The organism is Rhodococcus sp. OAS809 (assembly GCF_040546695.1).
Classification (GTDB): Bacteria; Actinomycetota; Actinomycetes; order Mycobacteriales; family Mycobacteriaceae; genus Rhodococcus_F; species Rhodococcus_F qingshengii.
In genome coordinates, this window is the sequence record NZ_JBEPOI010000002.1 from 1,968,305 (window position 1) to 1,993,839 (window position 25,535).

The window sequence follows — 25,535 nt, forward strand, 5'->3', positions numbered from 1 at the left end:
AGCGTAACCGCAAGTATCAGGAACGGAAGAAAGTCCTGCACAACGAACTGTGGCCCCGGTTCACGAAGAACCGGGGCCACAGAAAGGTACAAACTACGCGCGGACTGTCAGCCCGACCTTCTGGAACTCCTTGAGATCGGAGTATCCGGCCTTCGCCATCGACCGACGGAGACCACCGACGAAGTTCAGCGAACCGTACGGATCGTCCGAAGGGCCGCTCAGAACCTGGTCCAGACTCGGACGCTCACCATAGGAAACCGGAAGAAGTGCTCCACGCGGAACCGAAGGATGAGCCGCAGCGGACGGCCAGTACCAGCCACCACCCGGCGCCTCGGCGGACACGGCCAGCGGCGTGCCCAGAACGGCAGCGTCGGCACCGCAGGCGATGGCCTTCGCCAGATCACCCGAAGTTGCGATGTCACCGTCGGCGATGACGTGGACGTAGCGTCCACCCGTCTCGTCGAGGTAGTCGCGCCTGGCTGCTGCAGCATCGGCAATGGCCGTGGCCATCGGAACGCCGATGCCCAGGACCTCACCGGTGGTGGTTGCGCCCTCGGTAGACCCGTACCCGACGATGACACCGGCAGCGCCGGTACGCATCAGGTGCAGCGCGGTGCGGTGGTCACTGACCCCACCCGCGACAACCGGAACGTCGAGTTCCGAGATGAACGTCTTGAGGTTGAGCGGTTCCTGCTCGGTGTGCACGACGTGCTCGGCCGAGATGATCGTGCCGTGGACGACCAGGAGGTCGATGCCCGCCTTGATCAGCTCCGGCGTCAGTGCGCGCGCATTCTGCGGGCTGACGCGAACGGCAGTGGTGACCCCCGAATCACGGACCTGCGCCACCGCAGCTGCCAGAAGACCGGCCTGCAGCGGAGCCGCATGCAGCTCCTGCAGGTAGCGGATGGCCGCGTCGACGCCACCGTCCTTCTCGGCGATCTCGACGAGACGCCGGAGCTTCTCCTCGACATCGGGGTGACGGCCCCACAGGCCTTCACCGTTGATGACACCGAGGCCGCCGCGCTTACCCAACTCGATCGCGAAAGTCGGCGAGACCAACGCGTCGGTGGGATGTGCGAGGACAGGAATGTCGAACCTGTAAGCGTCGAGCTGCCAAGCAGTCGACACCTCCTTCGACGAACGAGTTCGCCGGGAGGGAACGATGTTCACATCGTCCAACTCGTAGGTACGTCGGGCCGTTCGACCCATGCCGATCTCAACGAGGTCGCGCACGCGCGCCCCTTTCTCGTGTACTGGTTGCTAACGAGCGGTGTAGTTGGGTGCTTCGACAGTCATCGTGATGTCGTGCGGATGGCTTTCCTTCAAACCGGCCGCCGTGATCTGGACGAACTGAGCGTTCTGCAGGTGCTCGATCGTCGCCGACCCCGTGTATCCCATGGCAGCGCGCAGACCACCGGTGAGCTGGTGCGTCACCTGCGAGAGCGGGCCACGGAACGGAACACGTCCTTCGATGCCTTCCGGAACCAACTTGTCCTCGGACAGCACGTCGTCCTGGAAGTACCGATCCTTGGAGTACGACTTGGCCTCGCCACGCGACTGCATCGCGCCGAGCGAACCCATTCCGCGGTAGCTCTTGAACTGCTTGCCGCCGACCAGAATCAGTTCGCCGGGCGATTCAGCGGTACCGGCCAGGAGTGAACCCAGCATGGCCGTCGACGCACCTGCGGCAAGAGCCTTCGCGATGTCTCCGGAGAACTGGAGTCCACCGTCAGCGATGACGGGCACACCGAGAGGCTTGCACGCGGCAACCGCTTCCAGGATGGCCGTGACCTGAGGGGCACCGACACCGGCGATGACGCGGGTGGTGCAGATGGAACCAGGGCCGACTCCGACCTTCACGGCATCGACGCCGGCTTCGACCAGTGCCAGAGCACCCGCGCGCGTAGCGACGTTGCCACCGATGATCTGAACCCGCTCGCCCAGTTCACGCTTGAGCTTGGCGATCATGTCGAGAACGTTGGACGAATGCCCGTGCGCACTGTCCACCACGAGTACGTCCACACCGGCATCGGTGAGCGCCATCGCGCGCTGGAAGGCGTCATCGCCGGCACCGACTGCAGCGCCGACGAGCAGTCGACCGTCACGGTCCTTGGTGGCGTCGGGATGCTGCTCGGTCTTGACGAAGTCCTTGACCGTGATCAGACCGGTGAGCTTGCCGTTGCCGTCGACGATCGGCAGCTTCTCGATCTTGTGCCGACGAAGAAGACCCAGTGCCACGTCAGCGGTGACGCCTTCCTGAGCGGTGATCAGGGGCATCTTGGTCATGATCTCCGCGACCGGGCGGTTCTGGTCGACCTCGAAACGCATGTCCCGGTTGGTGACGATGCCAACCAGCTGGCCGGCGTCGTCGGTGACAGGCAGACCCGAGATGCGGAAACGAGCGCACTTCGCATCGACCTCACCCATCGTGTCGGTCGGCTTACACGTGACGGGATCGGTCACCATGCCGGCCTCGGAACGCTTGACCGTCTCGACCTGTCCTGCCTGGACCTCAACCGACGAGTTGCGGTGCAGAACACCCATGCCGCCGGCGCGTGCCATCGCAATTGCCATGCGCGACTCGGTGACGGTGTCCATCGCAGAACTGACCAACGGAATCCGCAGACGGATGTCGCGGGTCAGTTGACTGGACGTGTCGACCTGGCTCGGGATGACGTCGGACGCAGCAGGCAACAGCAGCACGTCGTCGTATGTCAGTCCCAGCATCGCGACCTTGTTGGGGTCGTCTCCTCCGGTGTGTACATGTCCTGCAGAACTACTCATGCGGTCAGGACCCTCCATGGACCTAGATTCGCCCAGGGCGACCGCTGTAGCAGCCGCCTCGAAACGGATTACGAAAGCTGGATATCGGATAGAAGGCGCCTGCACGGAAAGAAATTCCTGGCACCTTTTCCCGGCGTTGCACACCATGGTATCGGCTCACTCAAAGGTCCTAACCATCCCACCCACGCTGCGTGTACGCGTAACAAGTGGCGCTGACCCCCCTGACCTGCGTACCGTGGTGCTGTGCGTGATCAACTGCCCCCCGGTCTGCCGCCAGATCCCTTCGCCGGCGACCCAGCTGACCCCTCCGCGGCTCTCGATGCCATCGAGCCGGGCCAACCACTCGACCCCCACGAACGCCAAGCGGTCGAGGAGGATCTCGCTGACCTCGCTGTTTACGAGGCACTCCTCGCTCACCGCGGTATCCGCGGTCTCGTAGTCTGCTGCGAGGACTGCCAACAGGATCACTACCACGACTGGGACATGCTGCGCGCAAACCTGCTGCAGCTGCTCGTGGACGGAACCGTCCGCCCTCACGAGCCTGCCTACGACCCGATGCCTGAGGCATATGTCACGTGGGACTACTGCCGTGGATACGCCGACGCGTCGATGAACGAGGCGATGCACGGCGACGGTTTCGACAGCTGAGCGAAACCTCACCCAAGCTCATACGAAAGTGGCCGACAAGCAATTGCTTGTCGGCCACTTTCGTATGAATTCAGATCGGAACGATGCGATCAGGGCGGGGGTGACGAAGAATCACCCGACGGAGACGAGGCCGGCGCCAGAGGCGTCGTTGTCGTCGTTGTCGTCGTTGTTGTCGTGGTCGTTGCCGTGGGCGACGATGACGGTGTCGACGACGCCGCGCTTGGACCAGGCGCCTGCATGATTCCAGGATTGGGCGTTGTCGTCGTGGTCACACCCCCAGGCAGCTGAGGGTTCGCCGGATTGACGGAGATCCCCGGAATCGCCGTGGGAGAGGTGGCAATCGAGGACTGCTGGTCGGTCGTCGACGGCGGCACTGCGGGTGACGTGGTCTCCTGGACCTGCGTCATCAACTTGCCCCAACGCTCGACGAGGTCGGTCTTGTCCTGCGAGTCCTTGACCGCATCGGCACGGTGAGCTGCGTTGTCCAGCACCATCTTTGCCGCAGGAATGTCTCCGGCAGCCAACAGCCGCTCGGCCTTTTCCAGCTCGGAAGTCGTGTCGATCTTCGCAACTGTCGAGTTGGCCTCGTCGGCGAAGACGACCTGCTTGACACCCCACAGGGCATCGCCGGGCTGGGCGTCGTACGCCATCGCCGTCGCGCCACCGAAGACCACTGCTGCAACAGCTGCAGCGGCGGCGATCGGACGAACCACACGCAATCGAGAACGGGAACGTGAACGCTGACGATCGGAGAAGCCGGACGGCGTCGCTGTGATTGCAGCGATGACATCGTCCAACAACGGACCCTCGGGCATCGGAGTCGCAACGACATCGTCACGCCATTGCGAGAGGATCAACGCAAGTTCGTACTGTTCGGTGCTATCGGTTGCTACCGGCCCACCATTCGAAATGGATTCGATCAGCGCATCGTCACGCCGAACCGCAGCCAAATCCACTGGCGTACCGTCGTCGGCGAGATCACCGAGATTCGAAGCGTCATGCCCCTCGTCTCTAGCCAAAGCTCTCACCTGCTTTCGTCACTTCTTTTTTCAGTTTCGCGATCGCTCTGTGCTGAGCGACTCGTACAGCTCCGGCGGTACTACCGACGGCGACGGCCGTTTCCTCGGCCGACATCCCGACCACCAGGCGAAGTATCAAGATTTCTCGATGCTTCTCCGGAAGTGTGCCGAGAAGTTCGTGCATCTGTCTGCTGGACTCCGAATCGAGAGCTCGCTGTTCGGGACCATCATCCAGTGCTATTACATCCGGTACTTCGGAAACGGGCTCCGACTTGTTACGGGCGGAGCTTCGATGTGCGTCCGCAACCTTGTGCGCGGCAATTCCGTACACAAAGGCCATGAACGGGCGTCCCTGGTCCTGATATCGCGGCAGCGCGGTCATCACGGCCAGACAGACTTCCTGTGCGACGTCGTCAGCGGACAGGTGTCCTCTCTCGGCCGCACCCACTCGACCGCGGCAGTAGCGCACCACCATCGGTCGGATGTTCTCCAGAACCAAAGCTAGAGCTGTACGGTCGCCCTGCGCAGCAGCGGCGACCGCGGTGTCCAACTCATCGCTCGTATTTGTCATCGTCAGCGAAAATCCTGGCGTTACAGTGGCACCTCCCGAGCGGGTGTGCTCCCGCTCTCAGCGGAACCCTCTAAGAGTAACCATCCGGACCGACTGGTCTCCGCATACCTGCCCAGCAGTCGCGATATCGATACAGCTCCTTCTGGAATGTTCTCCGGAGACTTCGGTGGCGTGGTTACGACAAAGGTAGGAGTGATCCACCACGCATCGCAATCAGATCGCCGATCTCCCGGGCACTCGGTGAGGTTCTCTCACCGCTGACACCTTCGATCAACAGAGACGACGCCCAGGCCAGGGGCAGCAGGCCGTATTGCCGGCACCGCGCGAACACATCTGCTGCCATCTTCACGGCTGCGCTCGCGTCTGTTCCGGTCAGCGCGGCGCTACGCAGCAGATCCGACTTCACGCGGTGCCGCACAGACTCCGATTCCGCTGACAATTCGACGGCGCGTTCTGCGTGTCTGCGGGCACGAGCGAAGTCGCCTCCCGCCAACGCCAATTCTGCGGAGACCCATTCGATCCGAATTTCCTGCCGCCACAGCCCGCCCTCGGCATCCAGACGCGCCCGACATTGCGCCAGCAGGCGCCAGCCGAGCGGGAGCCTGCCACAGCCGAGGGCGTCTGCGGCCAGACCGGTCAGAGCGTCACAGGCAGCCTCTGGATCACCTGGCAGGCCGCCGACGATCGCCAGTGCGCGCCCGTCCCACGTGGACGCGAGTGCATGGCGTCCGCTCTGGCGAAGAAACGACGCCCTCGTGCTGGCAGACAGAGAGGCAAGAACCCGATCCGAGTGCGTCGAGAACCCGGCCGTGAGCCGATCGAGGACATCCAATGCAGCCCGCGCTCTTGCGTAGTGGCCCTGACCACCCAGCACTACTGCCGTTGTCCACCAATCTCGGGTAGAGCAAGGCGCCGGGAGGCGGTCGAGATCCGGATCCGCACCGAACGCGGCAGACTCGAGGGACCCTGGAAGTGCAGTTGTTTCGTTGGGCACAGGTGATTGAGGGCGCGCAGGTGTCGACACAGGTTGATCATCGCAGCAGCACGAGCAGACATTCGCACGACCGGCGTCACACCAACGATGCCAAAAGTCGCACGAAACACGAAAAGGCAAGTTTGTCGGAGTTAATCAGATATTCAACTGAGATTTGCCAAATGTACTCGTAATGATATTTAACGGGCATATATCCGTGACGTTAACTGCGCATTACTTATTGGACGGATGTCCTAGTTGAAACTTGGGCACTAAGTCCCGAAATGGAGTGCAACCCCGCCCACGCAATATCGGACAAATGACGCAAACCGAGCCGAATGACCGAGTGATTTCGCCGGGCGATCAGCCTCGAACATATCCCTGATCTGTAGGTTTCGCATCTCGAGCAGCCGGGCTTGCCGGCCGCCACCTCGATCGACCCAATTTCGACATCGGCGCAGAACAACGCACGAGGGGCCCGAAATGTAAATATATACTTCGTTAACTCTCGCATTTCGATATATGCCGATCGCCACTGAACGAGCCTATTGACGCGATTTACTCAGCACCCTTACGGTTAGCAAGCGTGAACGATTCAGAAGGCCCGGATAACCTCCGGGCAACTTGGTCCGCTCGTTGATCAACGCGAGCTTGCAGTAAGGAGTCAACATGCCTGCACCGAATCACCTTCCAGGCCCCAACGCAGACATCTGGGACTGGCAGATGCACGGTCTGTGCCGCGGAGTCGACTCCTCCATGTTCTTCCATCCCGATGGCGAACGCGGTAGAGCACGTGCCCAGCGCGAAACCCGCGCAAAAGAGATGTGCCGTCAGTGCCCGGTCCTGATGCAGTGCCGCAGCCACGCGCTGACCGTCGCCGAGCCGTACGGCATCTGGGGAGGAATGTCGGAAACCGAACGTGAACTACACGCGCGCCACCGTCGCACCACCCGCATAGCTTCCTGATACACGTAGGTAGAGCGCACTAGGCCCCCGAGAGTTTTCGGGGGCTTTTGCGTGTGGACGGGACACCGTCGAAAAGAATTTCCGACACGACCCATCCGACCGACGCCCGCCTCCGAATGCCTTCTGACAGTGCACCTCAGCACATCCCTTCAGGAAGGCAGACCCATGAACACCTCTACTCGAGTTCTGGCAGTCACCGCAGCAGCCTCTTTCGCCGTCTTCGGCGTGGTCGGTTGCTCCTCGGACGACAACGATTCGTCGACCGACACGTCCAGCGCCGCCATGACGTCTTCTGCCATGGGATCGAGCATGTCTCCCAGCAGCGCGATGGCAGAGCCCGCTTCTGATCTGGTCGGTGCCGGTTGTGCCGACTACGCAGCTGCAGTGCCGAGCGGCGCCGGATCGGTCAGCGGAATGGCCCAGGATCCGGTTGCCACAGCGGCATCCAACAATCCGTTGCTCACCACCTTGACCGCGGCGGTCTCCGGCCAGCTCAACCCGGACGTCAACCTGGTCGACACTCTCAACGGTGGCGAGTTCACCGTCTTCGCACCGATCGACTCGGCATTCGCCAAGATCGACCCCGCCACGATCGACAGCCTCAAGACGGACAGCGCCACGCTGACCAAGATCCTCACCTACCACGTGGTTCCCGGCCAGATCGCCCCTGACGCGATCGACGGAACTCACCCCACCGCCGAGGGCGGAACGGTTACCGTCACCGGATCCGGTGACAACATCAAGGTCAACGACGCAACTGTCGTCTGCGGTGGAGTCAAGACCGCAAACGCCACCGTCTACCTCATCGATTCGGTGCTGATGCCGCAGTAGTCCCCACCTGCTGTGCGCCTTTATCAACCCCCCGCGGTTAATAAAGGCGCACAGCGGCCAACGGCGGGCCAAGAGAAAAGAACCGGACATGCACGCTACGGTTGTACGCGATGAAGCGAGACAACTCTTCGTGAGCGAGCCAGACCATGCGTCGGATGCGGCCGACGCATGCCCGACGGACAATTCTGCGGCCCGCACCGCGCGAATCGCGGAATCACGCGAGCTGGCGGTGATCCTCGCGAACGTCGCCGGTGGCGACCAGAGCGCCTTCGCCGAGTTCTACGACCGAACCAGCTCCCGTGTGTACGGCATGGTTCTTCGTGTACTCCGTGATCCAGGTTTCTCCGAGGAAGCGGTCCAAGAGGTCTACCTCCAAGCCTGGAAATCAGCCGACAGCTTCGACCCCGCCAAGGGGTCCGCGCTCTCCTGGCTCCTGACACTTGCCCACCGGCGCGCAGTGGATCGCGTGCGCTCCGAACAGTCGAGTTCGGATCGACAGGCTCTCTACGACACCACCAATGCCACTCCCGAATTCGACGTCGTCAGCGACGAAGTGACACGAAGAGACGAGCATCGTGCTGTCACCGACTGTCTCGAAACGCTGACGGACACTCAGCGCCAATCGGTGACTCTCGCCTATTACGGCGGCCGAACGTACCGCGAGGTGGCCGAAGATCTCGGCGTGGCGATTCCCACGATCAAGTCGCGAATTCGCGACGGACTACTGCGCCTACGTGGATGTTTGGGGGTGATGTGAGATGGACGAAGAGCTGATCGACTACGCGTACGCCTACGCGATCGATGCGTTGGACCTCGACGAGCGCCGTGAGGTCGACAGGCGACTCGCCGCTTCGGACTCCGCGACCCGCGCCGAATTCGACGCCCAGGTCCGGCTCACCGCCGAAACCATGGCCGCGATGACCGTCGTCGACGCCGTCGAGCCCCCGCCGTCGCTGCGCAGCAGCGTCCTCGCCTCGATCGCAGAACAGACCGCGGCTCCCAACGCCCCGGTTTCGCTGGCCGAGCGTCGTAACCGTCGACGCCCGTGGACCATGGCTCTTGCGGCGGCCGCCGCAGTCGCAATCCTGGTCGGCGGCATCGGAATCGGACGCACGCTGTCCGACAACACGCCGCCGCAGAACCCCGCATCCGAAATCATGGCAGCACCCGACGTTCATGCCACGACGCGTGACATCCCGGGCGGCGGTAGTGCCACGACGCTGTTCTCGCCCTCCGAAGACGCCGCAGTCCTCGTGATGAACGACGTGACTCCCCCGAGTCCGGATACCGTCTACCAGATGTGGCTGGTGCCGGGCGACACCGACGACACCACGATGATCCCGATGGGGACGATGGCTCCGGGTGACGTCAAACCCACTACCCAGGTGGTGCTCGACGGCATCGGTCCGAATACGAAGTTGGCGTTCACTGTCGAACCGCCCGGCGGATCGCAGCAGCCGACGAGCGAGCCGTTCGCAACGATCCCGCTCATCTGATCGCCAGACGAAAAAAGATCCCCCACCGGAATCCGGTGGGGGATCTCTTCTTTGTCGAAACTACGAGCAGCGAGTCAGTGGCTGTGACCGTGTCCGGTGTCGGCAACTTCCTCGGTCGGCTTCTCGACGACGGCGCTCTCGGTCGTGAGGATCATGCGCGCGACGGAAGCGGCGTTGACCACTGCCGAGCGAGTGACCTTGACCGGGTCGACGACGCCGTCGGCAAGCAGGTTGCCGTAGGTGAGGGTGGCAGCGTTGAAGCCTTCGCCCTTGGTCATCTCGGCGACCTTGCTGACAACGACGGAACCGTCGATGCCTGCGTTGCTGGAGATCCAGAACAACGGAGCGTTGAGGGCTTCGCGGACCACGGCAACGCCGGTGGCCTCGTCACCCGTCAAGCCGAGGTTCCCGATCAGAGCCGTACCGGCCTGAACGAGAGCCGATCCGCCACCGGGGACGATGCCCTCGGAAACTGCTGCCTTGGCTGCGTTGACCGCATCCTCGACGCGGAACTTGCGTTCCTTCAGATCGGTTTCGGTGGCTGCGCCGACCTTGATCACGGCCACGCCGCCGGACAGCTTCGCCAGACGCTCTTCGAGCTTCTCGCGGTCCCAATCCGAATCGGTGTTCTCGATCTCGCGACGCAGCTGCGCAACGCGGGTCGCGATGTCGTCAGCGGTGCCTGCACCGTCGACGATGACCGTCTCGTCCTTGGTGACGACAACGCGGCGAGCGCTGCCGAGCAGCTCGAGGCCGGCTTCCTTGAGCGAGAGGCCGACGTCGGTGTTGATGACGGTGCCTGCCGTGACGACTGCGAGGTCGTCGAGGAATGCCTTGCGACGATCACCGAAGAACGGCGCCTTGACGGCGACGGCCTTGATGGTCTTGCGGATGGAGTTGACCACGAGGGTGGAGAGAACTTCACCCTCGACGTCCTCGGCGATGATCAAGAGCGGCTTGCCGGATTCGGCAACCTTCTCGAGCAGCGGAAGGAAGTCGGGAAGTGAGCTGATCTTCTCGCGAAAGAGCAGGATCAGCGCGTCTTCGTAGACGGCCTTCTGCGCATCGATGTCGGTGACGAAGTAGGGCGAGAGGTAGCCCTTGTCGAACTGAACACCTTCGGTGACAACGAGTTCGGTTGCAACGGTGGAGGATTCCTCGACCGTCACGACGCCGTCGGTTCCGACGCGGGTGAGTGCCTCGCCGACGAGCTTGCCGATCTCTTCGTCACGCGAGGAGACGGTGGCGACCTGAGCGATCGACTTCTCGCCCTCGACGGGGGTGGCTGCGGCGAGCAGTTCCTCGACGACCTTGTCAGCTGCGGCGTTGATGCCGACGCCGAGAGCCATCGGGTTCGCGCCCGCTGCGATGTTCTTGAGTCCGCCGCGGACGATGGCCTGGGCCAGAACGGTCGCGGTGGTGGTGCCGTCGCCGGCAACATCGTTGGTCTTGGTGGCGACGCTCTTGACGAGCTGTGCGCCGAGGTTCTCGAAGGGATCTTCGAGCTCGATCTCACGGGCGATGCTCACACCGTCGTTGGTGACGGTGGGGCCGCCGAATGCCTTGGCGAGCACGACGTGGCGTCCACGCGGGCCCAAGGTCACCTTGACGGCGTCGGCAAGCTTGTCGACTCCGGCTTCGAGAGCGCGGCGTGCGGTCTCGTTGAACGCAATTTGCTTGGACATCTGTTCTGTCAGCTCCTGAATCTTCGGGGCGTGAACGCATTCCGCCCCGGGATCCTGTGTGGACTCCGGGGCGGATCACGTGTGTCTTACTTGGAGACGACAGCCAGCACGTCGCGTGCCGACAGGATCAGGTATTCCTGGCCGGCGTACTTGATCTCGGTTCCGCCGTACTTGGAGTAGATGACCGTGTCACCCTCCTTGACGTCGACCGGGATGCGGTTGCCCTGCTCGTTGACGCGGCCTTCGCCGACTGCAACGACGGTGCCCTCCTGGGGCTTTTCCTTGGCTGTGTCAGGAATGACCAGGCCGGAAGCCGTCGTCGTTTCAGCCTCGTTGGCCTGGACGAGGATCTTGTCCTCGAGCGGCTTGATGTTGACGCTCGCCACGATGAGCCCTCCACTTTGGGGTATGTGCGTCCGAGGCGATCCTCGGACAGCTGTTTGGGTATGCCGTTTACGGCGCGTCACTGCAGTCCCGTCGTCGCGGGTGCCGGAACTCGATCAGCGCCAATTGGCACTCTATACGTGAGAGTGCCAACCCTCAAGGACTGGGCGCATTTTTCTCTTCGTCCAGAGCGAAACAGGACAGCCGTCCACCACGTTCACCTATTGTTCACTTCGTGACGAACATCAATCGCCGTAGTTTTCTGACCTTCGCCGGACTCGGCGCCGTCGGCGCGGTCAGCATTGGCAAGCCGTGGGGCCTGCAATATGCAGGCGCGTCGACCATTCCGACGTCAGGTCCTGGCACCACTCTCGAGTCCGTGTCCACCCCCGTCAGCAGCAGCGGCTACACCAAGCTCACCGCCGGACCCGGTTGGGCGAACATCGTGCGCAGCGAGTTGGCCGAGCCGAAGTCGGGACGCGAGGACCGACGCACCGCACTCGCCTCACTCGTGCAGCTGACCGACGTCCACATCGTCGACGCCCAGTCCCCCATGCGATTCGAGTACGTCCACCAGATCACCGGCTCGGCGTTCCGCCCCCAGGAGACCCTGACGGCGCACGGGCTGATTTCACTTGTCCGCCGGGTCAATTCGATCGGCAGTGGCCCGCACACGTCGCGACCCTTCGATGCCGTCGTCACCACCGGCGACAACACGGACAACAAGGAATTCGCCGAACTCGACTGGTTCCTCACCTCACTCAACGGCGGAACCGTCGTCGCCAACACCGGTGCCAAGGACCGCTACGAGGGTGTACAGAACTCGGGTGCCGATCTCTACTGGAACCCCGAGTCACCGATGCTCGACATGTACAAGAAGGCCGGATTCCCGGAGATCCCCGATTTCTTCGGTGCCGCTTTCACGCCCGTGTCGAGCCCAGGCCTGAACACCCCTTGGTACTGCGTGTTCGGCAACCACGACGATTCGGTGTCCGGCACGGTGCCCAGCGGCATCCCGCCGCTCGAAGCGATGTACACGGGATCTCTCAAGTTCGAGGTGCCTGGTTCACCGGAGCAGGCCAAGCAGATCGACGTCGCCACCAAGTTCGATCCCAGTGCGATACCCGGAATCCTGTCCGCCTTCACGACGCCGCCGCGCCAGGTCACCCCCGACCCGTCGCGCGCGCCGTTCACACCGCGACAGTTCATCGCCGCACATCTTGATCCCGCGCACACCGGTCCCGGCCCCGTCGGACACGGTTTCGCCCCCGACGCCGGCGACACCGGTATCGGTTACTACTCGTTCGAGATCGCACCGGGCGTCGTCGGCATCAGCATGGACTCCACCAACCGCGCGGGCCTCGTCGACGGTTCGCTGGGCGCCGCTCAGTTCCAGTGGATCGAGAACACCCTGCGCGCCGGCAGCAGCACCTACTACGACGCCGCGGGCTCTCGCGTCACCGAGTCGCGAGGTGACACGTATTTCGTGCTGTTCAGTCACCACACGAGCGACACGATGGACAATCTCATTCCCGACCCCGAGAACGTCCTCGAGCCACGCCTGCGCGGTTCACAGCTTCTCGACTTGCTGCATCGTTTCCCGAACGTACTTGCCTGGGTCAACGGACACACCCACGAGAACAAGATCACCCCGTGGCCCGGCGCGACCCCCGAGCAGGGCTTCTGGGAGATCAACACCGCCTCTCACATCGACTACCCGCAACTCGGACGCATCATCGAGATCGCGGACAACCATGACGGAACGGTGTCGTTGCTTGCGACGCTCTTCGAGGCGGAGAGTCCCAATTCCGTCGACTACAGCGACAAGTCGGCAGCCGGGCTCGCCTCGCTGTACCGCGAACTGTCGTTCAACGACATCCACCGCGACCCGAAGCTGACGGGTACCGGCGTCGACCAGAACGTCGAATTGTTGGTCCACACCGGACGATGACTCCGATTGCCGCAGTGTCCTAGGTGATTTCAGGTCCGCTCGAAGGCGAGCGGTGCGCTTTCGCCCACGACACTGCGGCAACGACGAATCGAACGCCGAATCCGATCAACACCAGATTGCAGACGATCTGAAGGCTCACGAGCCCCCGGGCAAGGTCCGTCTGCGCGGCGATGTCACCGAATCCGACTGTCGAGAAGACGGACAACGAAAAGTACAGCGCCGCCATACGCGACAGCGGTTCGGTGAAACTGCCAGGGCTTGCATGCTCGACCGAAAAATAGGTGATGGACACCAACAACAAGTACGTCGGCATCACCACCGCCACAGCTTCGACCGCCTGCAGAGATGGCACATCGGAACGCAGAATTCGCCACACCTGCCAGGTGGTCACGGCAAGTACCGCGGCGCCTCCACCGATCAAGAGGAAGATTGCACTGGCGGTATGTACATCGATCCACGGCAGAAAGAAATACGCGCATCCGAAGGCGATCACCGTCAGCGTGGGTCGAAGCACTGCACCACGGATCAGCGCGCGTCGTCGTTCCCGGTCGATGTGGGGAGAATCGCCTTTTTTCCGCATGAATCAATGATCGACAATTTCGCAGGTAAAACCACCCTTTCGGTCCGAAAAGGACGTCACGGAGACGAAAAGCACTGAGCAATCCTCACGAACCTTCTGTAACGTTCATATAACGGCGGTCGATTGAACATTGACCGGTATTGACTGTGAGGAGGTGTGCGATGAGTTGTTCACTGGGAATTTCCACTGGATCTTCCGGTGTCTATTCAGCACTCGTCGACACCGATACCAGCACAAACGCGCCAGGCGCCGTGCCTGCCGAGACTCGCTTCGTCTCGGCGGATCAGGCCAATTCCAACGTCGGTGACCTTGTCAGAGCATCCATCAAGCTGATGACGACGCAGGTAACGGACGGATCTGAAGCGCCGCGCTCGATCGGTGTCAGCTATCGCACGGACGATCAACTCGCGAGCATCAGGTCATCTCTTTCGCGCTCGCCGAAGCAGGTCCGTGCAATCCCCGAACCTGCCGCCGTACACGCGTATCTCGCCGAGACAGGGAAAACCGAGCGGTACGACACGACAGCTCAGGTGGACGTCGGTGATCAAGGTCTGACGGTGTCCGTCGTCGACCACACCGGTGAAGTTCTGCACTCCGACCGTATAGACGCCCTCGCAGGGGCCGGAATCGACCGGGCATTGGTCGACTTCGTGACGGAGAAGGCGCCAGGGCACTTGCGCCGGTACACCGACGCGGAACTTCTTGCCGCCCGGTGCCATGTCGCCAAAGAGCAACTGTCCACGTCCACCAAGGTGACCATCGACCTTCCGATCGACGCGATGGCGATCACGCGCGACGAGTTCGAGGCCATCATCGCCCCGGATATAGAGCGCGCCGTCACCTTCATCCGTGAAGTCGTGAAGGGCTCACCGCGGCCCGTCGGTGCCGTTGTACTCATCGGCGGTGGCGCACACATTCCGGCCGTGCGGTCCGCCGTCGCCGCTGCCGTCGACGTCCCCATGGTCGAGATCGTCGAGCCCGAGACTGCGGCAACCAAAGGTGCTGCACTCCTGGCAGATTCGATCACCGCAATTCGTTTCCCGCTGCTGGGCTCCGGAAGTGACCAGCGCTCCGGATCCACCGCCAAGGTATCGGGAGCGCTGATCGGTGCGCTCGTGGTCGGCGGACTGGTACTCGGTTACGGCGCAAAGGAATTGGTACCGACCGACGACACCGCGGTCTCGCCCGTCGGAACGGGGTCGACCACGACGACGGTGAGCCCCGAAGCGACACCGAGCACCGGATCGACGATCATTCCGTCTCATGATCCTCTGCCTTCGGTAGCCGGCAGCACGTATCCTCGGTACGGGTATCCCACCACCCCGTTCGACTCGCAGCCTTACGACACGCACTCGTACACAACGCATCAGTACACACTTCCGCCTGCGCCGATCCCGGACACCTCGACGACAACCACGCCGCCGACCACGACAACGACCACTCCGAATTGGCCGACCATTCCCGGAATCACGCTGCCCGATCCACCGGCGTGGTGGCCGACGCTGCCGGACACCGAGGCGACGCCCCCGGTCGATCCGACCGAGGCAAACCCCGGCGGCGGTCTCGGCCCGGGTGAGAGCGGCGGCCAGAACCCGACGACGCCGGAGACTCCTGGATCCGGTTCCACCGAAACCGAAATCACTACCCCTGGTGGCGGTGATCCGACGACGAAGCCCGGTGAACCGAATACCTCGATGCCCGAAAACGGTCCCGCGACCACACCGGATCGGGAACCGGCCCCGGTTGGCTGATTCTCAGTCGGCCGATTTTCAGTGCATCAACTGGCTGACGGAGACCGACAGACCCGGGTCCGTCGCAACACTCAATTCCGAAGGGCCTGCGCCGTTTCCGATCAGGTGAGCGGCCAACGATGCGATCATCACGCCGTTGTCCGTGCACAGTCGAGGTTTCGGAATGCGCAACGTGATGCCCGCTTCGGCGCAGCGCTGCTCGGCGAGTGAGCGGATACGCGAATTGGCCGTGGCGCCGCCGCCGAGAACCAACGTGTCGACCCCGACGTCCTTGGCTGCACGCACTGCCTTCATCGTCAGGACGTCTGCAACCGCTTCCTGGAACGAGGCAGCGATGTCCGGGATCGAAAAGGTCTCGCCTGCGCGCTCTTTCGATTCGACATAGCGCGCGACGGACGTCTTGAGTCCCGAGAACGAGAAGTCGTGCCGCGAATCGCGCGGCCCCGTCATGCCGCGAGGGAAGGCGATTGCGTTCCGATCTCCCTCTTGCGCAGCAGCATCGAGTGCCGGTCCACCGGGAAAGCCGAGTCCGAGCAGTCTGGCCACCTTGTCGAAGGCCTCACCGGCGGCGTCGTCGACAGTCGTGCCCAGTTCGACAATGGGCTTTCCCAGATCTTCGACGTGAAGCAGGTGTGTGTGACCGCCGGAGACCAACAATGCGACGCACGAGGGCAACGGACCGTGCTCGAGAGTGTCCACCGAGACGTGACCGCCGAGATGATTGACCGCATAGAACGGGATGTTCCATGCTGCCGCATAGGCTTTCGCTGCGGCTACACCGACCAGCAGCGCGCCGGCCAGGCCGGGTCCGATGGTGACGGCCAGCGCGTCGGGCTTCTCGATACCGGCGGCAGCAAGGGCACGGCGCATCGTCGGCACGATCGCCTCGAGGTGAGCCCGCGAGGCCACTTCGGGAACCACTCCCCCGTACCTGGCGTGCTGATCCACGCTCGATGCCACCTCGTCGGCCAACAATTCGCAGGTTCCGTCACCGTTCCAGCGGACGATACCGACACCTGTTTCGTCGCAAGAACTTTCGACACCCATGACGATCATGCTTGCTGCTCCTCAATTTCGCGGACACCGAGCACGGCAGGCCGTCTCATCGTGTACGCATCTGCCCCACTGGGCTGGTAGTACTTCTTTCGTGTTCCGACGATCTCGAATCCTTCCCGCCGGTACAGCGCGATGGCAGGTTCGTTGTCGGTGCGCACTTCCAGGAACACCGTGCACTGCCGTGAATCCGCCAGAGCCAGAAGCGCATCGAGCAACGCGCCGCCGATTCCGAGCCGCTGAGCCGAGGGATCTGTACCGATGGTGTGAACCTCGGCCTCCATGTTCGGCGACGCCCCCAACAATGCGACTCCGGCGTAGCCGAGGACGTGACCGTCAGGCTCCCGGGCAACGAAGTAATGATTATGTGCGCCTGCAAGTTCCGAGACGAACGCTTGTGCGCTCCAGGGTCCGTCGCCCGCGAACAACGCGCGCTCCAACTCCGCGCACCGTTCGGCGTCATCGACGTTCATCGGCTCGATGCTGTACTTCATCTGCTCTGTCTCACTTGCCACGTTCTGCAAGGGTCTTCGCGTCCGGGCGTCGGAGGTACAGCGGCTCCAGCGGGGCCGGAACCGAACCGGCCAGGATCTCGCGAGCAGCGACTGTCACCAACCCGGCCGGTGAAGGTGTCTCCGCCGGGTCGACGGGTAGATCGAAGAAGTCCACGTGCGAAGCGGATCCGGCAATCAGCGTCGAAGGCGAAGGATCGACGTCGCCGGCGGAATTCACAGCCGGTCCTTCGACGCGCACTCCGCCGTCATAGCGCGCCCAGTAGATCTCGCGACGCCTCGCGTCAGTCACGACGAGCAGGCTCGGTGTGGTCGGTACCGCAGCCGCGATCGCATCGAGGCTGCACACGCCGTACACGGGAACACCGAGTGCGTCACCGAAGGCAGCGCCCGTCGCCATGCCGACACGCAGTCCGGTGTACGGCCCTGGCCCGACACCCACGACGACGGCGTTCAAGTCGGCCGGTGTGAGCCCTGCCTCGGCGAGGCATTCGAGGACGTGAGGGGTCAAGACCTCGGCGTGCGCACGAGGATTGACCGTGACACGCACAGCAAGCGTCTCCACTGTGTCCGGTGACTCTGCGTCCGGTGCCACTGGGTCCGGCGACGAAGCCGACAGGGAGACGACTCCGGCAGTGACTGCCGGAGTGGAGGTGTCAATTGCGAGAACAAGCACGATTTCTCAGGGTACCCGCACGTGAAGAACTACTTCCGGCCCGGGAGGGTCACGACGTCTGTGACACCAAACTCCGTTTCACGACGTCTGTGACACCAAACTCCGTTTCACGTCGTCCAGGACCAACTCGCAGTCCGCACATCCGATTCGGGTTCCCGATGAAGCTGCACTCGCAGGTGCCGTTCGACGAGCCTTTCCACGACGTCACCACCCCATTCGACCACCACCACTGCATCGGTGAGGTCGGTGTCGAGGTCGAGGGCATCGAGTTCGTCGAGCGCATGCGGTCCGCTGTCTCCCAGCCGGTATGCGTCGACGTGGATCATGCCGACGGGAACTCCGCCGCCGGGGCGGGTGCCCGGACGATGCTCACGAGCGATGACGAACGTCGGGGACGTCACCCGGCCCTGCACCCCGAGCCCGGCGCCGATTCCGCGCGTCAACGCGGTCTTGCCTGCCCCGAGTGGACCGTCCAGCACCACCAGGTCGCCGGCAACAAGTCCCGCCGCCAAGCGTCGGCCGAAAGCCTCGGTATCCTCGGCCGTTTCCAACGTGATCTGTCCGGATACGGGAAGTCCCGTGGAGTTCTCAGCCGACATCGGACCGCTCTTCTACCTGCGCTCGCTGCACCAACTTGTCGATTGCGTCCGTCACGATCGCCGGGAACTCGAGCTGCACCAGATGGCCGGCCCCGTGAACTCGCACGAGTTCGGATTCGGGGAGATCGGCGGCGAGACGCTTGGAGCTGATGAACGGAATCATCATGTCTTGATCGCCGCAGATCACGACTGCCGGTGTGTGCGCGAGGACCTCGAGAGAAGCGGACTCGTCGTGCAGTTCCAACGTCCGCAGGAAATTGACGATGGTCACAACCGAGGTGCGGTCGAGCATGCCGTCCGAGAGTTCATGCAGCCGTGGGCTGACATCGGTGCCGTACGAGGCCGCACGCAGGATCGGCGTGATCAATACTCGCGCAGCGCCCCGGGCATGCTGAACCACTCCTGGTGAGGTGCGCACTGCCAACCGGAATCCGTCGATGATCGGATTCTGCAGATTGCGGGTCAGGCCGGTCTCGGCCAGGCCTGCCGCCGTCGTCGCGACCAGCCCCACGCCGATGACTCGGCCCTCGAACCATTCGGGTCGCTGACCGGCGAGCGCGAGTACCGTCATGCCGCCCATCGAGTGACCGACGAGAACTATCGGCCCCTTGGGTACCTTGGCCTCGACGACGGTCGCGAGGTCGCGGCCGAGCTGAGAAACCGTACAACTCTTCGAACGCGGCATGCCCGAGTCTCCGTGTCCGCGCTGGTCGTAGAACACCATGCGAACCTTGTTGCCCCATCGCTCTTCGAGCTGGCGGCGCTGGAAATGCCAGGACAGCGCACTCAGGCAGTATCCGTGCACGAAAACGACCGTCAGCGGAGCGTCGTCCGGTCCCACTTCGCGAACTGCCAGCTCGACACCGTCCTCGGTGCGCACCGTGCTCTTGCGGTCGCGCGTCATGAGGTCGAAATCCTCGTCCGCGTAGATTTCCCGGCCCGGACGCGTCGCGGTCTTGAATGCGTTCACGCCGGCCATCGAGCCGAGCGCCACGGCGCTGAGCAGGCCACCGAGAATGCTCATCTTTCCTGCAGTCTTCATGACGTCTCTCCCCCGATGTACGTACGCACAGTGCGTCCACGTATCCCGGTCACGACCTCGTAGTGAATGGTGTCGAGTACGTCGGCCCAGGCCTGCGCGTTGGGTTCGCCGTGATCGCCGTTGCCGAAGAAGATCGCGGTGTCGCCTTCGCGAACTCCGTCACCGTCCGGACCCAGGTCCACCAATACCTGGTCCATGCAGATTCGCCCGACAGCCTGGCGACGCTTACCGCCCAACTGCACTTCGAACTTGCCACTCAGTGAGCGAGACAAACCGTCGGCGTAGCCGACGGGAAGCAGCGCAAGAGTGGTGTCGTGCGGTGCGACCCACTGATGCCCGTAGGAGACGCCCTCTCCGGCGGCTACCTTCTTCACCAGAATCACCTTCGCTCGCAGCGTCATCGCCGGTCGTAAACCGAAATCTCCGAGTTCGGGCACCGGAGACAATCCATATATCGCGATTCCGGGCCGAACCATGTCAAACCGCAGGTCAGGACGGGTGACTGTAGCAGCGGAGTTGGAAAGATGAACGACTTCGGGGTCGAATCCGCGAGCGCGGACGTCGGCAACCGCGTCGATCAAACGCTGCTTCTGCATGTCGATGACGTCGTGATGCGGTTCGTCCGAGTGCGCGAGGTGAGAGAACACTCCGCGCAGCCTGATCGTGCCCTCGTCCCGCGCAGTGGCGAGGTCGTCGAGCATCTGCGGCCACTCGGTTCTCGATACGCCGTTGCGATTGAGACCGGTGTCCACCTTGAGCGTCACCATCGCCTTTTGTCCCAGAACCCGTGCCGCGTCGACGACAGCGGCCAGGTGTCGCGGGGAGGACACGCCGATCTCGACGTCCGATCGGATCGCCGAGGCGAAATCGGCGTCGACGCCGTGCAGCCAGGCAAGAACGGGAGCGGTGATGCCTGCCTCGCGAAGGACCAGTGCCTCCGCGATGGTGGTGACGCCGAGTTCCCGGGCTCCCGCCGAGAGCGCCGTCCGCGCCACCGCAACTGCGCCGTGGTTGTATCCGTCCGCCTTGATGACCGCCATCAACGCTGCATCCCCGGCAAATTCACGCAGAACACGCACGTTGTGCGCGATCGCGTCCAGATCGACGACTGCCTCCGTCTGCGGCCCTACTGCGTCGTCGAGTCGGCTCGCCTTCCCCTCCGCAGGCTCCTTCGGTGCTCTTCCCTGGGCAAGCGTCATGGCGACAATCCTGCCACCCACGCAGAATCGGACACGTGTTCGGGTTTGAACACCCTCAATCGAGGGCAAAAGAGCGAAGCACACGCACTGATTCCCGCAGACCTCCCAGCAGGGGTGAAGCCGAAATCGGTGCTCCGGCGACATCGCTCTGACCGCCGGCAGCGGCGATGTTCGCAGCCAACGCGTGAGCCCGCGCCCCGACGGCCCCGGCTTCGAGAGGGCTCAGACCCGCCGCCAGCAACGCACCGATCACACCGGAGAGGATGTCACCCGAACCTGCCGTCGATGCCCAGGAGCCGCCGGCGTCGTTGACCAGCACCTCACCGCCGGGATCCGAGATCACCGTCGTATGGCCCTTCAGCAGGACCGTGACTCCGAGGCGTGCGGCAAGAGCACGCGTGGCCGCGATCCTGTCGTCGCCAAGAGTTGTGAATCGAGCGAACTCGCCGGCGTGGGGCGTCAACAGTGTCGGCGCGGTCCGGGCTGCGACAAGTTCGGGACGCTGAGCGAGGAGGGTAAGTCCGTCCGCATCGACAACAACGGGTACATCAGTAGCCAGCACCGACGCCAGAAGTCGCGCGGCGTCGTCGTCGGTACCCATACCGGGGCCGACCACCCACGCCTGAACTCGCCCGGCGGCTTGGAAGGTCTCACTCGCAATCACCTCCGGGAACCGGGCGAGCACCTCGGTGGCGCCGTGCCCGGCGTAGCGGACCAGGCCGGCGGTCGCGGTCACCGCGGCACCGGTACAGAGCACGCCCGCGCCGGGATACTGCTCACTTCCCGCAACGATGCCCACCACACCCTGCGAATACTTGTCGTCCTCCGGACCGGGCACCGGCCACAGCGCACCGACCTCCGCCGGATCGAGCGAACCGAATTCGGGTTCGCCGACGCTCAATCCGATGTCCACGAGTTCGACACGACCACACAGCGGAGCCGCGAGTACGTGTACCGGCTTGAGCGCACCGAATGTGACCGTCACATCAGCGGTCACCGACGGGCCGTCCACTGCGCCGGTGTTCGCGTCGACGCCGCTCGGAAGATCGACCGCCACGATCGGTGCATCCACCTGGCCGACGAGATCGGCCGCGTCAGGCCGTAGACCGCCGTGCCCGGAAATCCCGACGATGCCGTCGATCACCAGATCCGGCGACCCGACTTCGGCGGCGACTCGGCCGCCGGCCTTCAAGAGAGCATCGAGGCCCGCCCGATGAGCGCGCGCCGGATCGAGCAACACGGCCCGCACGCTCACACCTCGTTTGCGGAGCAACGCACCGGCCCACAGGGCATCACCGCCGTTGTCGCCCGTACCGACCAGCAGCGTCACCGACCGATGCGCGACCGACCCTGTACGGGAACGCAATTCGTCCGCGACTACTCGCGCAAGACCGTACGCCGCTCGACGCATCAGCACCCCGTCGGGCAGCTTGTCGAGCAGCGGCGCCTCAGCTGCTCGCACCTGATCGGCTGTGTAGTACCCACGCATGTCGGAACCCTTCAGTTGCCGTCGCTACCCTCGAAACCATGAAATCACGTCTTCGCCCGGCAATCGCGGGTCTCGTGCTCGCTCTCGGTCTGGTCGGGTGCAGTTCCGGCACCGACTCCACACCACCGGCTCCGGAAACGACGGCCAGCGGACCCGTGGTGACCATCTCCGGGATGGCGTACTCCCCCGCGTCCATCACCGTGAATGTCGGCGAGACGGTCACGTGGGTGTTCGACGACAACGGAATGGCCCACGACGTCAACGGCCTCGGGGACGCCAAGGGCAAACTCCGCAGTCCGCTCAAGAAATCGGGAACCTACACCTACACGTTCACCGAACCCGGAACCTACGACTACACCTGCACACCGCATCCCGAGATGCGCGGAACCGTCGTCGTCGAGACGCCGTAACGCGCTCGGGCCCCACAGTCTTGCGACTGCGGGGCCCGATTTTCTAGCGAAAGCTACTCGACCGTAACCGATTTCGCCAGGTTACGCGGCTTGTCGACGTCGTAGCCACGCGCCGCGGCAACCTCGGCCGCAAAGATCTGCAACGGAACCGTGGACAGCAACGGCTGCAGCAGAGTCGGTGACGCCGGAATCTCGATCAGGTGATCCGCGTGCGCCGCGGCGACGGTGTCGCCTTCCTCAGCGATGACGATAGTCGTCGCCCCGCGCGCCTTGATCTCCTGAATGTTGGACACCAACTTCGAGTGCAGGACAGCGCGGCCCTGCGGCGACGGCATGACGATGATGACCGGAAGGTCCTCCTCGATCAAGGCGATCGGGCCGTGCTTGAGCTCACCGGCGGCAAAGCCCTCGGCGTGCATGTACGCGAGCTCCTTGAGCTTGAGCGCACCCTCGAGCGCCACCGGGTAGCCGACGTGACGCCCCAGGAACAGCACGGTCGACGCGTGCGCGAACTGGCGCGCCAACGCGCGCACCGGTTCTGCCGTCTCGAGTACCTTGCTGACCAATGCGGGCATCGCTTCGAGGTCGGCGTACTCGCGGGCGACCTCGTCCGGATACTTGGTTCCGCGAGCCTGCGCCAAAGCCAAACCGACGAGGTAGTTCGCGGTCACCTGCGCCAGGAACGCCTTGGTGGACGCGACCGCGATTTCCGGTCCTGCCCGGGTGTAGAGGACTGCGTCGGCTTCACGCGGGATCTGTGCACCGTTGGTGTTGCAGATCGCCAGGACGCGTGCCTTCTGGTCCTTGGCGTGCTTGACAGCCTCGAGCGTATCGGCCGTTTCCCCCGACTGCGAGATTGCGACAACAAGCGTCGAGCGATCGAGAACCGGGTCGCGGTAACGGAATTCGCTGGCGAGTTCGACCTCGACAGGTAGACGCGTCCAATGCTCGATCGCGTACTTCGCCAACAGACCGGAGTGGTAAGCGCTACCGCAAGCGACAACGAACACCTTGTCGACGTCGCGCAGTTCCTGATCGGACAACCGCTGCTCGTCGAGGACGATCTTCCCGTTCTCGAAGTGGCCGAGGAGCGTGTCGGCGACAGCGGTGGGCTGCTCTTCGATCTCCTTGAGCATGAAGTAATCGTGACCACCCTTTTCGGCGGCCGCGAGATCCCAGTCGATGCGGAACGGGCGTCCTTCTGCCTCGTTACCCGCGAAGTCGGAGATCCGGTAGCTGTCGGCAGTGATCACCACTGCCTGATCCTGTCCGAGTTCAACCGCATCGCGTGTGTGCTCGATGAATGCAGCGACGTCGGAGCCGAGGAACATCTCGCCCTCACCGACACCGACTACGAGCGGTGTCGAGCGGCGCGCGGCGACAATCGTGTCCGCATGATCAGCGTGCGTGAAGACGAGCGTGAACGCACCTTCCAACCGACGAACCACCGACAGCGCACTCTCGATGAAATCACCTGCCGTCGGCCCCTGGGCGTACGCCCGGGCGACGAGGTGAACCGCGACCTCGGAATCCGTGTCGCTCTGCAGTTCGACGCCTGCAGCCTCGAGCTCCGCACGCAGCGGGGCAAAATTCTCGATGATTCCGTTGTGAACGACAGCCAGCTTGCCCGAGGCATCACGATGCGGGTGCGCATTGCGGTCCGTCGGACGCCCATGCGTCGCCCAACGGGTATGGCCCATACCGGACGTACCGACGAAGTGATCCGCACCGTACTCGCCGAGCTCCGCCTCGAGGTTGGCCAACTTACCGGCCTTACGCTCGATCTCGACCCCACCGGTTCCGTCGAGAATCGCGATTCCCGACGAGTCGTACCCGCGATACTCCATTCGTCGCAAAGCCTCCACCACAACGCCCAGAGCTGGGCGGTGGCCGACGTATCCCACGATTCCGCACATGGTGACTCAGGGTACTTGGACATCGGCGGTGGGCGCATTTTGCGGTTCCCGCACCTGGTTGCAGCGTCCGCTCCGCATACACGAGGCGGCTCATCGGATAACGTCTTCAACCGTGGCACCGAAACTGAAAACACTGACCCGTGAGCTGTCCAAGCGCGGCCCGCACCGAGTTCTCCGCGGCAACCTCGCCCTGGCCGGACAGCCGGGTGTCGTGTACACGCCGGAAACCGGTTTCAATCTCCCCGCCGTTGCCTTCGCGCACGGGTGGATGGTCGGGTCCCACAAGTACGAGCAGACACTCCAGCACCTCGCTTCCTGGGGAATTGTCGCAGCGGCGCCCGACAGCGAACGCGGTCCGGTCCCGTCACATCTCGGATTGGCTGCAGATCTTCGAGCGACGCTCGACATCTGCGTCGGCGTGCGACTCGGCCCCGGACAGATCAGCGTCCAACCCGATCGGGTCGCCTTTGCCGGTCACGGCATGGGCGCGGGCGCTGCGGTACTGGCCGCAGCGCAGCGCGGGGATGTCGGTGCGGTAGCCGCACTGTTCCCGGCCCCGACAGCACCCAAGGCGGAGAACTACGCGTCGAAGATCACAGCGCCCGGATTGATTCTCGCCGGCGAAGACGACGTCGATTCCTTGACCAGCAATGCCCGGCCGCTGAGCGTGGAGTGGGGCGGTCCCGTCATCGCACGTACCGTGAATGACGCCCAAGACGCCGGACTGATCGAAGGCCGCCGACTCCTCGGCGCCCTGGGCCTCGGTGGATCCGAGCGCAAGACACAGGCCGCCACACGGTGCCTGCTCACGGGCTTCCTGTTGTTCCATCTGACCGGCGACAAGAAGTACAAGGATTTTGCTGATCCCGACGTCGAGATTCCGCACACGGCGCCGTTGCTGCCGGTCGAACCTCACTCCGACGCGCGGGCCAGCCAGCTGTTGCGTAAGTAGGAGTCCGTACTCGCCACCGACTCCGGCGGCGAGCACGGCGGCGTCGTC

At 63.5% G+C, this 25,535-nt stretch carries 25 protein-coding genes; 9 read left to right on the top strand and 16 right to left on the bottom strand.

All coding sequences use genetic code 11. From position 1 onward, the window contains the following. Positions 1 to 93 precede the first annotated feature (93 nt). Together ABIE52_RS12100 and guaB are read right to left on the bottom strand one after the other, a co-directional pair. On the bottom strand, positions 94 to 1,233 hold the full coding sequence (locus tag ABIE52_RS12100) for a GuaB3 family IMP dehydrogenase-related protein (protein ID WP_003940976.1): 1,140 nt from the start codon (positions 1,231 to 1,233) through the stop codon (positions 94 to 96). A gap of 27 nt (positions 1,234 to 1,260) precedes the next feature. Further along, positions 1,261 to 2,784 (bottom strand): IMP dehydrogenase, encoded by a 1,524-nt coding sequence (guaB, locus tag ABIE52_RS12105; protein WP_003940903.1) that lies wholly within the window; start codon positions 2,782 to 2,784, stop codon positions 1,261 to 1,263. A gap of 243 nt (positions 2,785 to 3,027) precedes the next feature. On the opposite strand from guaB, the gene ABIE52_RS12110 reads away from it, so the two are divergent. After that, positions 3,028 to 3,432, top strand: a complete 405-nt coding sequence (locus ABIE52_RS12110; RefSeq protein WP_003940777.1) for a DUF5319 domain-containing protein — start codon at positions 3,028 to 3,030, stop codon at positions 3,430 to 3,432. An 89-nt stretch (positions 3,433 to 3,521) separates the two neighbouring features. Here the strand turns inward: ABIE52_RS12110 and ABIE52_RS12115 are convergent, their stop codons facing one another. From ABIE52_RS12115 to ABIE52_RS12125, 3 genes are all read right to left on the bottom strand, one after another. After that, positions 3,522 to 4,451, bottom strand: coding sequence for an anti-sigma-D factor RsdA (locus tag ABIE52_RS12115; RefSeq protein WP_063836274.1), 930 nt, complete (start codon positions 4,449 to 4,451; stop codon positions 3,522 to 3,524). Then, positions 4,444 to 5,022, bottom strand: a complete 579-nt coding sequence (locus tag ABIE52_RS12120) for a sigma-70 family RNA polymerase sigma factor (protein WP_003940953.1) — start codon at positions 5,020 to 5,022, stop codon at positions 4,444 to 4,446. The genes ABIE52_RS12115 and ABIE52_RS12120 overlap by 8 nt, the downstream gene beginning before the upstream one ends. A 175-nt stretch (positions 5,023 to 5,197) precedes the next feature. Next, positions 5,198 to 5,896 (bottom strand): hypothetical protein, encoded by a 699-nt coding sequence (locus ABIE52_RS12125; RefSeq protein WP_003940892.1) that lies wholly within the window; start codon positions 5,894 to 5,896, stop codon positions 5,198 to 5,200. 768 nt (positions 5,897 to 6,664) lie between these two features. Here ABIE52_RS12125 and ABIE52_RS12130 point away from each other — a divergent pair. The 4 genes from ABIE52_RS12130 (at position 6,665) to ABIE52_RS12145 (ending at position 9,288) form a co-directional block, all read left to right on the top strand. Further along, positions 6,665 to 6,961 (top strand): WhiB family transcriptional regulator, encoded by a 297-nt coding sequence (locus tag ABIE52_RS12130; protein WP_003940939.1) that lies wholly within the window; start codon positions 6,665 to 6,667, stop codon positions 6,959 to 6,961. A 165-nt stretch (positions 6,962 to 7,126) separates the two neighbouring features. Continuing rightward, positions 7,127 to 7,792 (top strand): fasciclin domain-containing protein, encoded by a 666-nt coding sequence (locus ABIE52_RS12135; protein ID WP_007728616.1) that lies wholly within the window; start codon positions 7,127 to 7,129, stop codon positions 7,790 to 7,792. Positions 7,793 to 7,880: 88 nt separating this feature from the next. Beyond that, entirely contained in the window at positions 7,881 to 8,549 is a 669-nt protein-coding gene (locus ABIE52_RS12140; RefSeq protein WP_007728615.1) for a sigma-70 family RNA polymerase sigma factor, read from the top strand. Position 8,550: 1 nt separating this feature from the next. Further along, positions 8,551 to 9,288 (top strand): anti-sigma factor, encoded by a 738-nt coding sequence (locus tag ABIE52_RS12145; RefSeq protein WP_058226405.1) that lies wholly within the window; start codon positions 8,551 to 8,553, stop codon positions 9,286 to 9,288. Positions 9,289 to 9,362: 74 nt separating this feature from the next. Here the strand turns inward: ABIE52_RS12145 and groL are convergent, their stop codons facing one another. Both groL and groES read right to left on the bottom strand, forming a co-directional pair. Beyond that, positions 9,363 to 10,973, bottom strand: coding sequence for a chaperonin GroEL (gene groL / locus ABIE52_RS12150; RefSeq protein ID WP_003940715.1), 1,611 nt, complete (start codon positions 10,971 to 10,973; stop codon positions 9,363 to 9,365). 86 nt (positions 10,974 to 11,059) lie between these two features. Continuing rightward, positions 11,060 to 11,359 (bottom strand): co-chaperone GroES, encoded by a 300-nt coding sequence (gene groES, locus ABIE52_RS12155; RefSeq protein WP_003940763.1) that lies wholly within the window; start codon positions 11,357 to 11,359, stop codon positions 11,060 to 11,062. A gap of 233 nt (positions 11,360 to 11,592) precedes the next feature. Here groES and ABIE52_RS12160 point away from each other — a divergent pair, with 233 nt between their 5' ends. Further along, entirely contained in the window at positions 11,593 to 13,308 is a 1,716-nt protein-coding gene (locus tag ABIE52_RS12160; protein ID WP_192712583.1) for a TIGR03767 family metallophosphoesterase, read from the top strand. Positions 13,309 to 13,327: 19 nt separating this feature from the next. Here ABIE52_RS12160 and ABIE52_RS12165 read toward each other — a convergent pair whose 3' ends face one another. Beyond that, the gene (locus tag ABIE52_RS12165; protein ID WP_007728612.1) at positions 13,328 to 13,888 is read right to left on the bottom strand and encodes a potassium channel family protein; all 561 of its coding nucleotides are present in this window, start codon (positions 13,886 to 13,888) and stop codon (positions 13,328 to 13,330) included. Positions 13,889 to 14,049: 161 nt separating this feature from the next. Between ABIE52_RS12165 and ABIE52_RS12170 the strand changes: the two genes are divergently transcribed. Next, complete coding sequence (locus ABIE52_RS12170; protein ID WP_058226404.1) at positions 14,050 to 15,639, top strand: Hsp70 family protein; 1,590 nt, start codon at positions 14,050 to 14,052, stop codon at positions 15,637 to 15,639. An 18-nt stretch (positions 15,640 to 15,657) separates the two neighbouring features. On the opposite strand, the gene tsaD is transcribed toward ABIE52_RS12170, so the two are convergent. The 7 genes from tsaD to ABIE52_RS12205 all read right to left on the bottom strand — a co-directional run bounded on the left by tsaD (position 15,658) and on the right by ABIE52_RS12205 (position 22,209). Next, positions 15,658 to 16,695: a tRNA (adenosine(37)-N6)-threonylcarbamoyltransferase complex transferase subunit TsaD gene (gene tsaD / locus ABIE52_RS12175; protein ID WP_007728610.1), complete on the bottom strand. Its 1,038-nt coding sequence runs from the start codon at positions 16,693 to 16,695 to the stop codon at positions 15,658 to 15,660. Beyond that, positions 16,692 to 17,186 carry a ribosomal protein S18-alanine N-acetyltransferase gene (gene rimI, locus ABIE52_RS12180; protein ID WP_192712605.1) on the bottom strand — a complete coding sequence of 165 codons (495 nt, stop codon included), beginning with the start codon at positions 17,184 to 17,186 and terminating at the stop codon, positions 16,692 to 16,694. The genes tsaD and rimI overlap by 4 nt, the downstream gene beginning before the upstream one ends. A 10-nt stretch (positions 17,187 to 17,196) precedes the next feature. Continuing rightward, positions 17,197 to 17,880: a tRNA (adenosine(37)-N6)-threonylcarbamoyltransferase complex dimerization subunit type 1 TsaB gene (tsaB, locus tag ABIE52_RS12185; protein ID WP_058226402.1), complete on the bottom strand. Its 684-nt coding sequence runs from the start codon at positions 17,878 to 17,880 to the stop codon at positions 17,197 to 17,199. A 107-nt stretch (positions 17,881 to 17,987) separates the two neighbouring features. Then, positions 17,988 to 18,479: a tRNA (adenosine(37)-N6)-threonylcarbamoyltransferase complex ATPase subunit type 1 TsaE gene (tsaE, locus tag ABIE52_RS12190; RefSeq protein ID WP_058226401.1), complete on the bottom strand. Its 492-nt coding sequence runs from the start codon at positions 18,477 to 18,479 to the stop codon at positions 17,988 to 17,990. Then, positions 18,469 to 19,521, bottom strand: a complete 1,053-nt coding sequence (locus ABIE52_RS12195; protein WP_003940782.1) for an alpha/beta fold hydrolase — start codon at positions 19,519 to 19,521, stop codon at positions 18,469 to 18,471. The genes tsaE and ABIE52_RS12195 overlap by 11 nt, the downstream gene beginning before the upstream one ends. Beyond that, entirely contained in the window at positions 19,518 to 20,720 is a 1,203-nt protein-coding gene (gene alr / locus ABIE52_RS12200) for an alanine racemase (protein ID WP_007728606.1), read from the bottom strand. Before alr ends, ABIE52_RS12195 begins: the two co-directional genes overlap by 4 nt. Positions 20,721 to 20,775: 55 nt before the next feature. Then, positions 20,776 to 22,209 carry an NAD(P)H-hydrate dehydratase gene (locus ABIE52_RS12205; protein WP_050655851.1) on the bottom strand — a complete coding sequence of 478 codons (1,434 nt, stop codon included), beginning with the start codon at positions 22,207 to 22,209 and terminating at the stop codon, positions 20,776 to 20,778. Between the two features lie 38 nt (positions 22,210 to 22,247). Here ABIE52_RS12205 and ABIE52_RS12210 point away from each other — a divergent pair, with 38 nt between their 5' ends. Beyond that, complete coding sequence (locus ABIE52_RS12210; RefSeq protein ID WP_003940908.1) at positions 22,248 to 22,619, top strand: plastocyanin/azurin family copper-binding protein; 372 nt, start codon at positions 22,248 to 22,250, stop codon at positions 22,617 to 22,619. A gap of 53 nt (positions 22,620 to 22,672) precedes the next feature. Here the strand turns inward: ABIE52_RS12210 and glmS are convergent, their stop codons facing one another. Beyond that, positions 22,673 to 24,535, bottom strand: a complete 1,863-nt coding sequence (gene glmS / locus ABIE52_RS12215; RefSeq protein WP_003940837.1) for a glutamine--fructose-6-phosphate transaminase (isomerizing) — start codon at positions 24,533 to 24,535, stop codon at positions 22,673 to 22,675. 112 nt (positions 24,536 to 24,647) lie between these two features. Between glmS and ABIE52_RS12220 the strand changes: the two genes are divergently transcribed. Next, on the top strand, positions 24,648 to 25,487 hold the full coding sequence (locus tag ABIE52_RS12220; protein ID WP_003941000.1) for a poly(ethylene terephthalate) hydrolase family protein: 840 nt from the start codon (positions 24,648 to 24,650) through the stop codon (positions 25,485 to 25,487). The last annotated feature ends 48 nt before the right edge of the window (positions 25,488 to 25,535 follow it).

Coding starts and splice junctions, on each gene's coding strand:
- alr (WP_007728606.1), bottom strand. CDS start 20,720: ATGACGCTTGCCCAGGGAAGAGCACCGAAGGAGCCTGCGGAGGGGAAG.
- ABIE52_RS12145 (WP_058226405.1), top strand. CDS start 8,551: ATGGACGAAGAGCTGATCGACTACGCGTACGCCTACGCGATCGATGCG.
- ABIE52_RS12195 (WP_003940782.1), bottom strand. CDS start 19,521: ATGAAGACTGCAGGAAAGATGAGCATTCTCGGTGGCCTGCTCAGCGCC.
- tsaD (WP_007728610.1), bottom strand. CDS start 16,695: ATGATCGTCATGGGTGTCGAAAGTTCTTGCGACGAAACAGGTGTCGGT.
- ABIE52_RS12140 (WP_007728615.1), top strand. CDS start 7,881: ATGCACGCTACGGTTGTACGCGATGAAGCGAGACAACTCTTCGTGAGC.
- tsaE (WP_058226401.1), bottom strand. CDS start 18,479: ATGTCGGCTGAGAACTCCACGGGACTTCCCGTATCCGGACAGATCACG.
- ABIE52_RS12210 (WP_003940908.1), top strand. CDS start 22,248: ATGAAATCACGTCTTCGCCCGGCAATCGCGGGTCTCGTGCTCGCTCTC.
- rimI (WP_192712605.1), bottom strand. CDS start 17,186: ATGAAGTACAGCATCGAGCCGATGAACGTCGATGACGCCGAACGGTGC.
- ABIE52_RS12135 (WP_007728616.1), top strand. CDS start 7,127: ATGAACACCTCTACTCGAGTTCTGGCAGTCACCGCAGCAGCCTCTTTC.
- groL (WP_003940715.1), bottom strand. CDS start 10,973: ATGTCCAAGCAAATTGCGTTCAACGAGACCGCACGCCGCGCTCTCGAA.
- guaB (WP_003940903.1), bottom strand. CDS start 2,784: ATGAGTAGTTCTGCAGGACATGTACACACCGGAGGAGACGACCCCAAC.
- ABIE52_RS12170 (WP_058226404.1), top strand. CDS start 14,050: ATGAGTTGTTCACTGGGAATTTCCACTGGATCTTCCGGTGTCTATTCA.
- ABIE52_RS12165 (WP_007728612.1), bottom strand. CDS start 13,888: ATGCGGAAAAAAGGCGATTCTCCCCACATCGACCGGGAACGACGACGC.
- ABIE52_RS12120 (WP_003940953.1), bottom strand. CDS start 5,022: ATGACAAATACGAGCGATGAGTTGGACACCGCGGTCGCCGCTGCTGCG.
- ABIE52_RS12130 (WP_003940939.1), top strand. CDS start 6,665: ATGCCTGCACCGAATCACCTTCCAGGCCCCAACGCAGACATCTGGGAC.
- glmS (WP_003940837.1), bottom strand. CDS start 24,535: ATGTGCGGAATCGTGGGATACGTCGGCCACCGCCCAGCTCTGGGCGTT.
- ABIE52_RS12205 (WP_050655851.1), bottom strand. CDS start 22,209: ATGCGTGGGTACTACACAGCCGATCAGGTGCGAGCAGCTGAGGCGCCG.